The sequence below is a fragment of the Salipiger bermudensis HTCC2601 genome (assembly GCF_000153725.1).
Classification (GTDB): Bacteria; Pseudomonadota; Alphaproteobacteria; order Rhodobacterales; family Rhodobacteraceae; genus Salipiger; species Salipiger bermudensis.
This window is the reverse complement of record NZ_DS022279.1, coordinates 106,054-119,892: the sequence shown is the minus strand read 5'-3', so window position 1 is coordinate 119,892 and position 13,839 is coordinate 106,054. Positions and strand designations below refer to the sequence as shown.

Below are 13,839 nucleotides of genomic sequence, written 5' to 3'. Positions count from 1 at the left end.
GGGACACGCCGGTCTTGGAAGCGGATCAGTTCGCGCCGTCGATGGCGTCCTGAAAGCTCTGCACCAGCTCGGGGCCGACCTTGGCCGCCCACTCGTCGAAGGCCGGCTGGGTGGCCTCCTTGAAGGCGGCAAGCTCTTCGGCGGAGGGTTCATAGACCTCCATGCCCTTCTCGCGCAGGAACTCGATCCCGGTCGCGGTGGCTTCGCGGCTGATCTCGCGCTGGTAGCTCATCGCCTCCTGCGCGGCCTCGCGCAGCGTGGTCTGCATCTCGGCGTCGTAGCCATCCCATTTCTTCTGGCTGATGCCGATGAAGATCGGGTCATAGGAATAGTGCCAAGTGGTGAGGTATTTCTGCACCTCGTAGACCTGCTGCGGGATGATCACCGCACCGATCGGGTTCTCCTGGCCGTCGACCACGCCCTGCTGCAGCGCGGTCATCGTCTCGCCCCACTGCATCTGCTGGGGGTTGGCGCCGAGCGCGTTCATGACGTCGATATACATCGGGCCGGCCACCCGCATGTTGAGGCCCTGCATGTCCGCCGGGGTCTTCACCGGGCGGGTGTTGTTGGTCACCTCGCGGAAGCCGTTCTCGCCCCAGGCCAGGACGATGATGCCCTTGTCGGCGAGGATCGCCGCGAGCTGCTCGCCCGGCGCGCCCTGCGTGGTGGCGTCGACCTCGTCGTAATCGGAATAAAGATAGGGCAGCGAGAAGGCGGCCATCTCGGGGACCAGCGGCGTCACGTTGATCGCCGAGGTCACCACCAGATCGAGCGCGCCGCGACCGACCATCTCGGCCTGGCGCATCTGGTCGCCGCCAGCGAGCTGCGCGTTGGGGAACACCCGCACCGAGACGTCGCCACCGGTGGCCTCGGAGACCAGCTCGGCGAACTTGTCGGCGCCCTTCTGCCAGGTCGTGGTGTCGCCGGTGTTGTGCGACAGCCGCAGGGTCTCGGCCGAGGCTGCGCCAACCGTCATCGCGCCCGCCAGCATGGTGGCCAGGGCAGTTTTGCCAAATTTCGCGAACATCAAATCTGTCCTCCCAAAGTCCGGGCCCGTCCGGCCCTGCCGCGCAGGCCTCCCTGCCCCCGCGGCGTCCACATAGTGGAATGCCTTCATTGCCACGGGCAACAAGAACTTGCAATATTGGGAATGAAACAAATAGATGTTGGGAAACTTTCGAAAGCTGCCACCGGAAGGGTCGCTTAAATTGGTCCATAATGTGGAACACAAGTCCATGGAGGGCGACACCTCCAGCCCGGCGGGAAGCCAGAGCGTCGACCGCGCGCTGGCGCTTCTGGGCATGGTCGGACGGCAGACCGAAGACGGCGCCAGCCTTGCCGAGCTGGTCGCGCAGAGCGGCCTCAACAAGTCGACGCTGCGCCGCCTACTGCTGGCCCTGATGCGCAACGGCATGGTCGAGCAGAATCCCGAGAGCCGGCGCTACTACCTTGGAGAAGAGGCCTATATCCTCGGCACCTTCGCGGCCCGCCGTCATGGGCTGCTGGAACTGTCGCTCGAGACCCTGAAGCGGCTGGCGCAGGAGACCGGCGACGCGGCCTTCCTATCGGTGCCGCGTGGCGCCTCGGCGCTGTGCCTGCACCGCGAAGACGGCACCTATCCGATTCGCAGCTACGCGCTGCTTGCCGGGGGGATGCACCCTTTGGGTGTGGGCGCGGGCTCGCTTGCCATGCTCGCGGCACTGCCCGAGGACGAGGCCGAAGCCATGCTCGAGCTCAACGCCGCGCGCCTTGCCGCCGATTACCCGCTGCTGCCCGCAGACGAGATCCGCGCCCGCGTGGCGCAGACCCGCGACAGCGGCTTCGCGCTCAACCCCGGCCTCGTGGTGCCGGATTCCTGGGGCCTCGGGGTGGCGCTGCGGCGCCCCGACGGCAGCCTTGCCGGAGCGCTGTCTCTGGCGGCGATCGAGAGCCGGATGCAACCGCCCCGCCGCGACGCGCTGGTGGCGCAATTGCAGGACGGCGCCCGCACCATCGAAACAACTCTGGCCCGGCTCCATGCCGCGCCATCCCGCACCTGAGGAGGACAGAATGCAAGATCCGCAGATCGTCGGCTGGGGCCACACACCCTTTGGCAAATCCGAGCACCCCGACACCGAGAGCCTGATGGCCGCCGCGGTGGCCGAGGCGCTAGAGCATGCCGGCATCACCCCCGAGGATGTCGACGGCATCTTCACCGGCGTGTTCAACAACGGCTTTTCGCAGCAGGACTTTCAGGGCGCGCTGGTGGCGATGGGCGACGAGCGTTTCGCCCACACGCCCGCCACGCGCTACGAGAACGCCTGCGCCACCGGCTCGGCGGCGCTACATGGCGCGATGGACTTCATCGCTGCCGGGCGGGGCCGCATCGCGCTTGTCGTCGGCGCCGAGAAGATGAGCGCGACGCCCACCGCCGAGGTGGGCGACATCCTGCTCGGAGCCAGCTACTGCAAGGAAGAGGCCGACATCAGCGGCGGCTTTGCCGGGCTCTTCGGCAAGATCGCCGGCAGCTACTTCCAGCGCTACGGCGACAAGAGCGAAGAGCTGGCGATGATCGCCGCCAAGAACCACAGCAACGGCATGGCCAACCCACTGGCGCATATGCGCAAGGATTTCGGCACCGCCTTCTGCAACACCGTCTCGGAGAAGAACCCGATCGTCGCCGGCCCGCTGCGGCGCACCGACTGTTCGCTGGTGTCGGACGGTGCGGCGGTCCTCGTGCTGGCCGATGCCGAGACCGCGGCCGAGATGACCCGCGCCATCGCCTTCCGCGCCCGCAGCCATGTCAACGAGATCATGGCGCTGTCGCGTCGCGACGTGCTGGAATTCGCCGGCGCCCGCCGCGCGTGGGCGCAGGCGTTCGAGCGCTCGGGGCTCGGGCTCGATGACCTGTCGCTGGTCGAGACCCATGACTGCTTCACCATCGCCGAGATGCTGGAATACGAGGCCATGGGCCTGGCCGAGCGCGGCGAGGGCGGGCGCGTCATCCGCGACGGCATCACCGCCAAGGACGGCAAGCTGCCGGTCAATGCCTCTGGCGGTCTGAAATCCAAGGGCCACCCGATCGGCGCCACCGGCGTGTCGCTGCACGTGATGGCGGCGATGCAGCTGACCGGGGATGCCGGCGACATGCAGATCCCCGGCGCGGAGATCGCCGGCGTGTTCAACATGGGCGGCGCCGCGGTCACCAACTACGTCTCGATCCTGGAGCGGGTGAAATGAGCCAGCCCGGCGCAATCGACCTCTCGGCCGGGCTGGTGCCGGTCTCGACCCGGGTGATGAACCTGTCGCATTTCCTCACCGAAAGCGCCCGCCGCCACCCGGACGAGATCGGCTTCGTCTGGGGCGAGAAGAGCTGGAGCTGGGCCGAGATGGAGGCGCGCTCTGCCGCCTTCGCCGCCGCCCTGTCGCAGCGCTATGGCCTGGGCAAGGGCGACCGGCTGCTGGTGCAGTCGGCCAACAACAACCAGATGTTCGAGGCGATGTTCGCCTGCTGGCGTTTGGGGGCGATCTGGGTGCCGGCGAATTTCCGTCAGTCGCCGGACGATCTGGCCTATCAGGCCGCGAGCGCGCAGGCCAAGGGCCTGCTTTGCGGCGCCGAATTCCCGGACCACGCCGCCGCCTGCGACGGGCTGTCCTTCGTGATCGGCATCGGCGAGGAGCTGGGCGACAGCTACGAGGATCTGGTTGCCGCGCATCTGGGCGAGCGCCCGGCCGTGGCCGAGGTGCAGCGCGACGATCCCTGCTGGTTCTTCTTCACCTCCGGCACCACCGGGCGGCCCAAGGCGGCGGTGCTGACGCACGGGCAGATGGCCTTCGTCGTGACCAATCATCTGTGCGACCTGATGCCCGGCACCGGGCCCGAGGATGCCTCGGTCGTGGTCGCGCCGCTGTCTCATGGCGCGGGCATCCACCAGCTTGCGCAGGTGGCGCACGGGGTGAAGACGATCCTGCCCGCCGGCGCCAAGTTCGATCCGGACGAGATCTGGGGGCTGGTGGCGCGCTGGAAGGTGAGCAACCTCTTCACCGTTCCGACCATCGTCAAGCTGCTCGTCGAGCACCCCTCGGTGCACGAGCATGACCATTCCAGCCTGCGCTACATGATTTACGCCGGCGCGCCGATGTACCGCGCCGATCAGGTGCGCGCGCTCGAGGTGCTGGGCCCGAAGCTGGTGCAGTATTTCGGCCTTGGCGAGGTCACCGGCAACATCACCGTGCTGCCGCCGGCGTTGCATTCCACCGACGATGGCGCGATGCGCATCGGCTCCTGCGGGTTCGCCCGCACGGGCATGCAGGTGCAGATCCAGGATGCCGAGGGCACGGAGGTCGCGCCGGGCGAAACCGGCGAGATCGCGGTGATCGGGCCGGCGGTGTTCGCGGGCTATTTCGACAACCCCGAGGCCAACGCCAAGAGCTTTCGCAACGGCTGGTTCCTGACCGGCGATCTTGGTCACATGGACGCGGACGGGTTCTTCTACCTGACCGGGCGCGCCTCGGACATGTACATCTCGGGCGGCTCGAACATCTATCCGCGCGAGATCGAGGAGAAGATCCTGCAACACCCCGACATCTCCGAGGTCGCGGTGCTGGGCGTGCCCGACCCGGTCTGGGGCGAGATCGGCGTGGCGGTCTGCGTGCCGCGGGAGGACGGCGTGGCGGCGGAGGAGCTGCTGGGCTGGCTCGGCCCGAAGATCGCGCGCTACAAGATGCCGCGCCACGTGGTGTTCTGGGACGAGATGCCCAAGAGCGCCTACGGAAAGATCACCAAGAAGCTGATCCGCGAAGAACTGACAGCGCGCGGCGACCTGCCCGAGACGGCGCCCGCCGGATGAGCCTGCCCGCACCGCTTCAGCATCCCGGGCCGCGGGCGCCGGATCGGTTCACCGCCCTGCCCTGCCGGGCCAAGCCCCTCACGCTGCGCCTCGCGGCGGGACGTCCGCTCGATCAGGCGATCACCGAGGCGTTTGCGGCCGAGGGGTACGGCTGCGGCTATCTGCGCCTGCGCGATGCCAGCTTCACACGGCTCGCCTATGTCATCCCGGATCGTGCGCCGGGTGACGGGCGGGCGGCCTGGTATAGCGAGACCTATCGCCTGGTGCCCGCGAGGCTTCACGATGCCGGGCTGCATCTGGGCCGGCGCGAGGGCGCGCCATTCCTGCATTGTCACGGGCTGTGGTCCGGGGCCTCCGGGGACGGTGTCGCCGCGCCGCGCATGGGCCATCTGCTGATGCCCGAGTCGGTTCTGGCCGAGGACACCGTGGCCGAGGGTTGGGGCCTGAGCGGGGCCGGGTTCGAGGTCCGGCCCGACGCCGAGACCGGGTTCGACCTGTTCACCCCGGTGGCCGAGGCGCATGTCGGGGAGGGGCAGCCGGCGCTGCTCTGCAAGCTGGGACCGAACGAAGACCCGCACGCGCTGCTGGCACGGGCCGCGTCAGAGCTGACGCAGGCCCGCGTCGAGGGCATCGGCAGCCTGATCGACACACGGTTCGAGGACGCGATGCAGGAGAGCTACGCAACCGAGGTTCTGCTACATGAAGGGCGCTTCGAGCGCGGCGCGGTGCGGCTCGAGGCCAGTTCGGTCGGCTTTGATGGCGTGCCCAAGAGCGGCACCCTGCGCCCCGGCGCAAACCGGACCTGCATCACCGCGGAGCTGCTGATCATCGCGGCGTGACGACCGGGACGTTGTGACCCGGGACCGGCCACGGGCCGACCCCGGCAGGAAGAGGCCGGGATCCGCCTGCCACTCCGAGGGCCAGCCCGCCGTCCGGATGTGACAGTCGAAGCTGTGGCGGGGGATCCGTGCCCCGCGCGCCTCGCGCCGCTCAACCTCAATCCACGGCGAAAGCCCGAGGCAAGGCGGCGGGACCCAGGCGCGTATCGACGCCCCCAGCGTGAGCGCGATCACCGGCCTCTGTGCGAGGCGCGCCACGCACAGGGCCCCGGTCCGCCCGCCCCGCGCTTCCTGCGGTCGGTAGAGAGCCTCGACCGGAGGCAGCGCAACATCTGTGCCGGCCCCGTTCCCAAGACGAAAGCTCTGACATTCCGGCCCGATGTCATTGTGGCGCCCGGGCCGCCTTTGGCCCAGTCGCCACGCCTGCCCCGCCCCTCCTTTTCGCGCGCCGACCGGGGCCCGTGCGGTTGTCATGGTGGCGCCTCCCTCAGCCGCCCGACCGTTCCAAGGGCGGGTGTGGGGGCGCTGAACATCGGACAAGATCCTGTCTCAACCAATCGCCCGACCACGTGATCAAGTGTTCACATTGATGAACATGAAGCTCACCTCATTGCATTTTGTCTGACTTATGATGGATTATTAGCCATCCAATTGCGATATTTCTCGATTATTCCGAATCTTACGTTCACATACATAAACATCCTTCCTGTCGCGCCAACCGCTCGGTGAAAAGCACCTATCGACAGGAAAGGCCGTCATGCACTCATCGATTCATCAAACGCAGCTCGCCGAAGGCGCCACAGCGCGCGACCGGGCAGCGCCCAAGGCACCGCCCGGCCCGATCTGGTTCACGGTTCCGAACCTCGTCTTCATGGGGCTGTTCCTGCTGGGCGCCATGCTCGTCCTGATCGACGTGAGCCTGAGGGTCTACGAGGCCGGCGGCGCCGGCGTGACCGACCAGCGTACGCTCCAGAACTACGCGGACTTCCTTCTCGATCCCTACTTCCTGCAGATCGTCTGGCGCTCGGTCGTCATGGCGGTGACGGTCGTTCTGGCGACGCTAGTGCTCGGCCTGCCGCTGGCCATCGGACTGTCGCGGACCACCGGCATCTGGCGCGCCCTGCTATATTTTGCCGTGCTCGCGCCGCTGCTGACGAGCGTGGTGGTGCGCACCTTCGGCTGGATGATGCTGCTGTCGAACAACGGCGTCATCAACAGCACCCTGCGCGAGCTCGAGATCATCCGGCTGCCGATCCGCATGATGTACCAGATGACCGGCGTCGACATCGTCATGACCCATGTGCATCTGCCCTTCATGGTCCTGGCGCTCGATGCGGCGCTGCTCAACATCAACCCGCAGGTCTACGAGGCCGCCCGCAACCTCGGCGCAGGCGCCACGCGGATCTTCTTCCGCATCACCCTGCCGCTGTGCATGCCGGGCATCGTGGCCGGCTCGATCCTGGTCTTCGCGCTCGCCATCTCGTCCTTCGTGACCCCCGCCCTGATCGGCGGCCCGCGCAACCCGGTGATCGCCATGGTGATCTACCAGCAGGGCGTCTCTCTGCTGAACTGGCCCTTCGGTGCCGCCATGTCGATCGGGCTGATGGTGCTGCTGGTGGCGATCATGATGCTCTTTCTCAAGCTCACATCGCGCGCCGCGCAGAGGGCAAGCTGATGCTGAAACTGGTCAACACCCTCATCATCCTCTTCCTGATGGCGCCGCTCGTGGCGGTGATCGGCTCCTCGATCACCACCTCGAACTTCCCGACCTTCCCGCCCGAGGGGGCGACGCTGAAATGGTACGCCAAGGTGCTCAACGAGCCCGCCTTCACCGACGCCATGCTGCGCAGTCTCGCGCTCGGCCTTGCCAGCGCCTCCATCGCCGGGCTGCTGGGCACGCTGGCCGCCGTCGGTCTCACCCGGTTGCGCGGCCGCACGCAGCAGAGCCTGACCACGGTGATCCTCTCGCCGATCCTGCTGCCGACGGTGGTGCTGGGCCTCGCGCTGCTGATCTTCTACAACCGGATCGGGCTGCAGGGCACCTTCGCGGGCCTGGTCGCGGCGCATGTGCTTCTCACCACGCCCTTCGTGGTGCGGCTCGCCATGGCCAGCCTGTCGGATTTCGACATCTCCATGGAAGAGGCCGCGCGCAATCTCGGCGCGGGCCCGGTGCGGGCCTTCGTCCAGATCACCCTGCCGCAGATCCTGCCCGGCGTGATCGCGGGGGTGATCTTTGCCTTCATCCTGTCCTTCGACGAGCTCGTGGTGACGCTCTTCCTCGCGGGGCCGGAAATGCAGACCCTGCCGATCCGCATCTACACCTTCCTCGAATACCAGTCCGAGCCGACGATCTCGGCCGTGGCCTCGATCATCATCCTGATCTGGATGGCGCTCGGGCTGCCACTTTACGCGCGCCTCACCGGCGCCAAAAAGGGACCCTCCGCCTGATGTCTGACCTCGTCCTCTCCGCCCTCCGCAAGAGCTATCCCGGCACCATCGCCGTCGAGGGGCTCGACCTCACCATCGCCCAGGGCGAAATGGTCGCCTTCCTCGGCCCCTCGGGCTGCGGCAAGACAACGACCCTGCGCATGGTCGCGGGCTTCATCACCCCCACCGCGGGCAGCATCAGCATGAAGGGGCGCGACATCACCGCGCTGCCGCCCAACAAGCGCGACATGGGCATGGTGTTCCAGTCCTACGCCCTGTTCCCGCACATGACGGTGACGCAGAACATCATGTTCGGCCTCAAGTGCAAGAAGATCCCCGGAGAGGATGCCGCAAAGCGGCTCGACTCGGTGCTCGGGATGACCGGCCTCACCGCGCTCAAGGACCGCTATCCCAAGCAGATGTCCGGCGGCCAGCAGCAGCGTGTGGCGCTGGCCCGCGTGCTCGCGCTGCAGCCCGAACTGCTGCTCTTCGACGAGCCGCTCTCCAACCTCGACGCCAAGCTCAGGGTGCAGATGCGACACGACATCCGCCGGCTGCAGAAGGACGTGGGCATCACCTCGCTCTTCGTCACCCACGACCAGGAAGAGGCGATGACCATCGCCGACCGCATCGTCGTCATGAACAAGGGCCGGATCGAGCAGGAAGGCTCCCCGCGCGAGATCTACGACCACCCCGCGACCCGCTTCGTGGCCGATTTCATCGGCACCGCCAACCTTTTCGAGGGCGAGGCAGGCTCGGGACAGTTCCGCACCGCCGCAGGCCTGACGCTGGAGGTTGGCGCGCTGGCCCCGGCCACGGGAACCTCGCCCGCGTTGCTGCTGCGGCCCGAGAAACTGCACATCTCGCCCGAAGGCGCCCCCGTGGACACCCCGCACCTCACCACCGGGCGCATCGAGCGCGCGGTGAAGCTGGGCGGTCTGATGGAATACCTCGTCCGGCTCCCCTCGGGCGAATCCCTTCTCGTTCACCGCCAGGACCGGAGCGACACCGGCGGTCTGACGGAAGGCGTCACCGCAACGGTCGGCTGGCGCAGCGAAGACGCAAGACTCGTCGCCTGACGGCGGGTCACGGATACCCAACAGGAAAAGAGAACATGACCAATTTCAAACGGCTTGCCGCCACCACCCTCCTCACCGGCCTCACCGCGCTGCCGCTCCACGCCCAGGACAAGGAAGTCCTGACCGTCATCGTCTATGGCGGCTCCTTCGGCGACGGCTGGACCAAGAGCGTGATCGAGCCCTTCGAGGCCGCCAACCCCGACATCGACGTGCAGATCGCCACCGGCCTGACCATGCAGACCGTCGCGATGATGCGGGCCCAGAGGGACGACGCCACGATTGACGTGGTGATGATGGACGAGGTCGGCGCCGCTCAGGCCAAGGCCGAGGGGCTGTTCGAGCCGCTCGATGCCGAGAGCATTCCGAACCTCAACGATCTCTACCCGCGCTTCCGCAGCGAGGACGACGTCTATACCAAGTTCATGTACGTCTCGCAGGCGCTGACCTGGAACAAGGACTACATCGACGAGACCCCGGCCTCGTGGGAAGAGATGTGGAACCCGGACTACGCCGGCCTGACGGTGGTGCCGGACATCTCGACCTCGCATGGCAACTTCTTCCTGCTGACCGCCAACGATCTTGCCGGCGGAAACGTCGAGAATGTCGACCCCGGCTTCGAGAAGCTGCAGTCGCTGACGCCGAACATCCTGACCTTCTACACCCAGCACGCGCAGATGGCGCAGCTCTTCGCCCAGGGCGATGCGGCGATCACCAGCTGGACCTCGGACCGCGCGCAGGGCGCGATCGATGCCGGCGCGAACCTCGGCTGGACCATCCCCGAGGAAGGGGCCTACATCATCGACAGCACCATCGGCATCGCCAAGGGGACCAAGCACCTCGAGGCCGCGCAGCGCTACATCGACTATGCGCTCAGCGTCGAGGCGCAGGCCGCCAATGCCGAGAACACCTATCTTGCGCCGGTGAACAGCAAGGTCGAGCTGCCCGAGGCGGTCGCCGCCAAGCTGCCGGTTGGCGAGGGCGTGCTCGACGGACTCAAGGCCGTCGATTGGGACTACGTGACCACGGTGCGCCCCGAATGGACCGAGCGCTGGAACCGCGAAGTGGCAACCCAGTGATGGCCACGGACGCAACCGTTGCGGGGGGCACTCCCCCCCGCGGCACCCGCCCGGTGGCGATCGTCACCGGGGCGGCCCGCAGCCTTGGTCTCGACATCTCGAAACGGCTGCACGCCGAAGGCTGGGCGGTCGCCCTTCTCGACCGCGACGGCGACACCGCGTCCGCGGAGGCAAAGGCGCTCGACCCGAGCGGAGAGAGCGCCATCGGACTGAGCCTGGACGTGCTGGAGGCCGAGGCCGTCGCGCCCGCCTTCGCGCGCGTGGCCGAAACGCTCGGGCCGCCCGAGGCACTGGTGAACAATGCCGGGGTCTATCCCGACCACGCGCTGCTCGACATGGATGTTTCCGACTGGGACGCCGTCATCGGCATCAACCTGCGCGGCACCTTTCTGTGCACGCAGGCCTTCGGGCGGATGCGGCGCGACGCGGACCTTGCGGGCGGCGCCATCGTCAACTTCGCCTCCGCCGCGGCCTATTCCGCGCGCGTCGGCGTCTCGCATTACAGCGCCTCGAAAGCCGGGATCGTGATGTTCACCAAGTCCTGCGCGCAGGAACTCGCGCCGCTGGGACTGCGGGTCAACGCCGTGGCGCCCGGCCTCATCGAGGTGCGCGACGACCAGATCAGCGATGAATACCGGGCCGCCTATCTCTCGATGATCCCGCGCGGCCGAACCGGCCGGGCCCCGGACATCTCGGGCGTGGTGAGCTTCCTGCTCGGGCCCGACGCCGATTACGTGAACGGCGAGTGCATTGCCATCGACGGCGGCTTCCTCGCGGGCCGGGCGCTGACCCGCGCCGGCACCCCCGTGAGCTGAGCCACCCGCCCCGGCCTGCCGGGGCGGAGACAGAACTGGAGACCAGATGACCCACCCCGCCCCCCTCGACGAACAGGTCGATGACGCCCGCATGTGGCGCGACCTCGAGGTCTTCGCTCGCTACGTCAAACTCTCGGGCTCGTCGCAGGAGCGCGAGAGTTTCGCGCATCTCGAAGCCGAGATGGCCGCCGCCGGTTTCGAAACCGCTTTGATCGAGCACGACGCCTATATCAGCCTCCCCGGTGCCGCCGCCCTCGCGCTCGAGGACGGCTCCGAGCGGTTCGAGTGCATCACCCACAGCTTCGCCCGCGCCACCGGGCCGGACGGGCTCGTGGCCGAGGCGGTGATCGTCGGCGCCCCGACCCCCGAGAATTTCGCCGCCGTCGACCTGCGTGGCCGCATCGCGGTGATCGACGGGCTCGCCGCCTCCGACGCCACCCGCCGCGCCAACCTCGCCGGGGCCGTGGGGCAGGTGCACGTGATGCCGCACGAGCATCGGCACGAGATGTGCATCTCCAACATCTGGGGCAACCCCGATGCCGCCGACATGGCCACCCTGCCCGCCACCGCCGTGGTCACCGTGAACGATGCCGACGGCGCGCGCCTCAAGGCATCGCTCTCTGGCGGACAGACGCGGCTGCGGATCACCGCCGAGGTCGATACCGGCTGGCGCAAGACCCCGATCCTGCAGGCGGACCTGATGCCCGAGGGCCGCCCGGACGCGCCCTTCATCCTGTTCTCGGGCCACCACGACACCTGGTACGAGGGCGTGATGGACAATGGTGGCGCCAACGCCACGATGCTCGAGACCGCGCGGCTCATCGCCAGCCGTCGCGGCGAGATGCGGCGCGGCCTGCGGCTCTGCTTCTGGTCCGGCCACTCGCACGGACGCTATTCCGGCTCGAGCTGGTATGCCGATGCGGCCTGGGCCGAGCTGTCCGAGCGCTGCCTCGTTCACGTCAACGTCGACTCCACCGGCGGGCGTGGCAACACGAGCCTCGCCGACATGCCGGTCTGCGCCGAACTGCATGGCTTCGGCAACGAGATCGTCTCCCGGCTCACCGGGCAGAGCCTGACCGGCCAGCGCCTGAGCCGCGCGGGCGACCAGTCGTTCTGGGGCATCGGCGTGCCGTCGATGTTCCTGACCGTGGGCGAACAGCCCATAGCCGAGGGCACCGCCAACGTCGCGTCGGGCTTCATGGGCAACGCCGGCCCGGCCCGCAAGGGCGCGGGCTTCGGCTGGTGGTGGCACACCCCCGGCGACACGCTCGACAAGATCGATGCCGAGATCCTGCGCCGCGACACCCGGATCTATGTCGAGACGATCCGCAGCCTGCTGACCGCCGAAACCCTCCCGACCGACCATGCCAACTGGGCCAGCGCCATGCGCGGCGCCCTCGCCCCGCTCAGCGATGCACCGGTCCTTGCCGAGCTGCGGCTCGAGCGCAGCCTCGCCCTGCTCGACCGGATCGCCGCGGCGGCCGGTCCGGTGCCGGACCTTGCACTGCGTGACCTCTCGCACCTCTTGGTGCCGATCGACTACACCACGGGCGACCGCTTTCGCCCCGATCCCGCGCTGATCGCGCAGGCCTATCCGATCCTCGCGCCCCTGCGCGCGGCGGTCGCCGCCGCCGAGGCGGGCGAGGAGCACCGGCACCACCTCGTCGCCGCGCGTCGCAGCGCCAACCGGCTGGCCGAAACCCTCGAACGCGCCGCGAGCCTGCTCGAAGGGCTGGCATCGCACCGGGAGGTCTCGCATGTCGCATGACCCCGTGCTGATCTGGGGTGCCGGCGCCATCGGTGGCACCATCGGCGCCTATCTCGCCCGCGCCGGCTATCCGGTGACCTTCGTCGACACCGTCGAGCCCCATGTCGAGGCGATCCGCAATCGCGGTCTCGCCATCACCGGCCCGGTCGACAGCTTTACCGTGAAGGCGCCCGCCTTCACGCCGGCGCAGCTCGAGGGGCGCTGGTCGCGCATCCTGCTCTGCGTCAAGACCCCGCAGACCGACGCCGCCATGGCGGCACTGCGTCCGCACCTGACCGAGGACGGCTATGTGGCCTCCTTCCAGAACGGGCTCTGCGAGCCGCGCATCGCCGAGAGCGTAGGCGCCAGCCGCGTCATGGGCGCCTTCATCAACTTCGGAGCCGACTGGATCGCGCCCGGAGAAATCCTTTACGGGAACCGCGGCGCGGTGGTGGTGGGCGAAACCGACGGACGGATGACCGGGCGGCTCGAGACGCTCCACCGTGCCATGCGGATCTTCGAGCCCGAGGCGATCCAGACCGACCGGATCTATGCCCATCTCTGGGGCAAGCTCGCCTATCTCACGTTGCTCTACGCGCAGGCGCTTGGCGACAAGGGCATCGGCGACTGCATCGCGCGGCCCGAGCTCCGCTTGCTCTGGGACGAGATCCTCGGCGAGGCCACCGCCGTCGCCGCCGCCGAGGGCGTCGCGCCCATCGGTTTCGACGGGTTCGATCCGATGGCCTTCGCTGCCGGAGGCGACCCGGCCCGGCGCGACCTCTCGATCGAGCGCATGGTGCGCTTCAACCGCGCCTCGGCCAAGACCCATTCCGGCATCTGGCGTGACCTCGCGATCCGCAAGCGCCCGACCGAGGTGGCGTTCCAGGTCGGCCAGATCTCGGAAATCGGCCGGCGTCACGGTATCCCCACGCCGCGCGTCGACCGCCTTGTCGCGCTGATCCGCGAGATCGAGACCGGCGCCCGGCCGATCTCGGATTGCAACCTGCTCGAGCTTGCGGCCTGACGC

At 68.2% G+C, this 13,839-nt stretch carries 12 protein-coding genes; 11 read left to right on the top strand and 1 reads right to left on the bottom strand.

Annotated features, from left to right (window positions below):
• Window positions 1-25: 25 nt before the first annotated feature.
• Window positions 26-1,027, bottom strand: coding sequence for a DctP family TRAP transporter solute-binding subunit (locus tag R2601_RS24480; RefSeq protein WP_007803760.1), 1,002 nt, complete (start codon window positions 1,025-1,027; stop codon window positions 26-28).
• Window positions 1,028-1,235: 208 nt separating this feature from the next.
• Between R2601_RS24480 and R2601_RS24475 the strand changes: the two genes are divergently transcribed.
• The 11 genes from R2601_RS24475 (at window position 1,236) to R2601_RS24425 (ending at window position 13,836) form a co-directional block, all read left to right on the top strand.
• On the top strand, window positions 1,236-2,039 hold the full coding sequence (locus tag R2601_RS24475; protein ID WP_007803758.1) for an IclR family transcriptional regulator: 804 nt from the start codon (window positions 1,236-1,238) through the stop codon (window positions 2,037-2,039).
• A 10-nt stretch (window positions 2,040-2,049) separates the two neighbouring features.
• A complete protein-coding gene (locus R2601_RS24470) occupies window positions 2,050-3,219 on the top strand; it encodes an acetyl-CoA acetyltransferase (protein ID WP_007803756.1) in 1,170 nt (389 codons plus the stop codon).
• Window positions 3,216-4,829 (top strand): acyl-CoA synthetase, encoded by a 1,614-nt coding sequence (locus R2601_RS24465; RefSeq protein WP_007803754.1) that lies wholly within the window; start codon window positions 3,216-3,218, stop codon window positions 4,827-4,829. Before R2601_RS24470 ends, R2601_RS24465 begins: the two co-directional genes overlap by 4 nt.
• Window positions 4,826-5,668: a PPC domain-containing DNA-binding protein gene (locus R2601_RS24460; RefSeq protein WP_007803752.1), complete on the top strand. Its 843-nt coding sequence runs from the start codon at window positions 4,826-4,828 to the stop codon at window positions 5,666-5,668. The genes R2601_RS24465 and R2601_RS24460 overlap by 4 nt, the downstream gene beginning before the upstream one ends.
• Window positions 5,669-6,425: 757 nt before the next feature.
• The gene (locus R2601_RS24455) at window positions 6,426-7,343 is read left to right on the top strand and encodes an ABC transporter permease (RefSeq protein ID WP_007803751.1); all 918 of its coding nucleotides are present in this window, start codon (window positions 6,426-6,428) and stop codon (window positions 7,341-7,343) included.
• Window positions 7,343-8,116 (top strand): ABC transporter permease, encoded by a 774-nt coding sequence (locus R2601_RS24450; RefSeq protein WP_007803749.1) that lies wholly within the window; start codon window positions 7,343-7,345, stop codon window positions 8,114-8,116. The genes R2601_RS24455 and R2601_RS24450 overlap by 1 nt, the downstream gene beginning before the upstream one ends.
• Complete coding sequence (locus R2601_RS24445; protein ID WP_007803747.1) at window positions 8,116-9,174, top strand: ABC transporter ATP-binding protein; 1,059 nt, start codon at window positions 8,116-8,118, stop codon at window positions 9,172-9,174. Before R2601_RS24450 ends, R2601_RS24445 begins: the two co-directional genes overlap by 1 nt.
• 35 nt (window positions 9,175-9,209) lie before the next feature.
• Complete coding sequence (locus R2601_RS24440) at window positions 9,210-10,250, top strand: ABC transporter substrate-binding protein (RefSeq protein ID WP_007803745.1); 1,041 nt, start codon at window positions 9,210-9,212, stop codon at window positions 10,248-10,250.
• Complete coding sequence (locus tag R2601_RS24435) at window positions 10,250-11,065, top strand: SDR family NAD(P)-dependent oxidoreductase (RefSeq protein WP_007803744.1); 816 nt, start codon at window positions 10,250-10,252, stop codon at window positions 11,063-11,065. Before R2601_RS24440 ends, R2601_RS24435 begins: the two co-directional genes overlap by 1 nt.
• A 46-nt stretch (window positions 11,066-11,111) precedes the next feature.
• The gene (locus R2601_RS24430; RefSeq protein WP_007803742.1) at window positions 11,112-12,833 is read left to right on the top strand and encodes a M28 family peptidase; all 1,722 of its coding nucleotides are present in this window, start codon (window positions 11,112-11,114) and stop codon (window positions 12,831-12,833) included.
• Window positions 12,823-13,836 (top strand): ketopantoate reductase family protein, encoded by a 1,014-nt coding sequence (locus R2601_RS24425; protein ID WP_007803739.1) that lies wholly within the window; start codon window positions 12,823-12,825, stop codon window positions 13,834-13,836. Before R2601_RS24430 ends, R2601_RS24425 begins: the two co-directional genes overlap by 11 nt.
• Window positions 13,837-13,839: the final 3 nt, after the last annotated feature.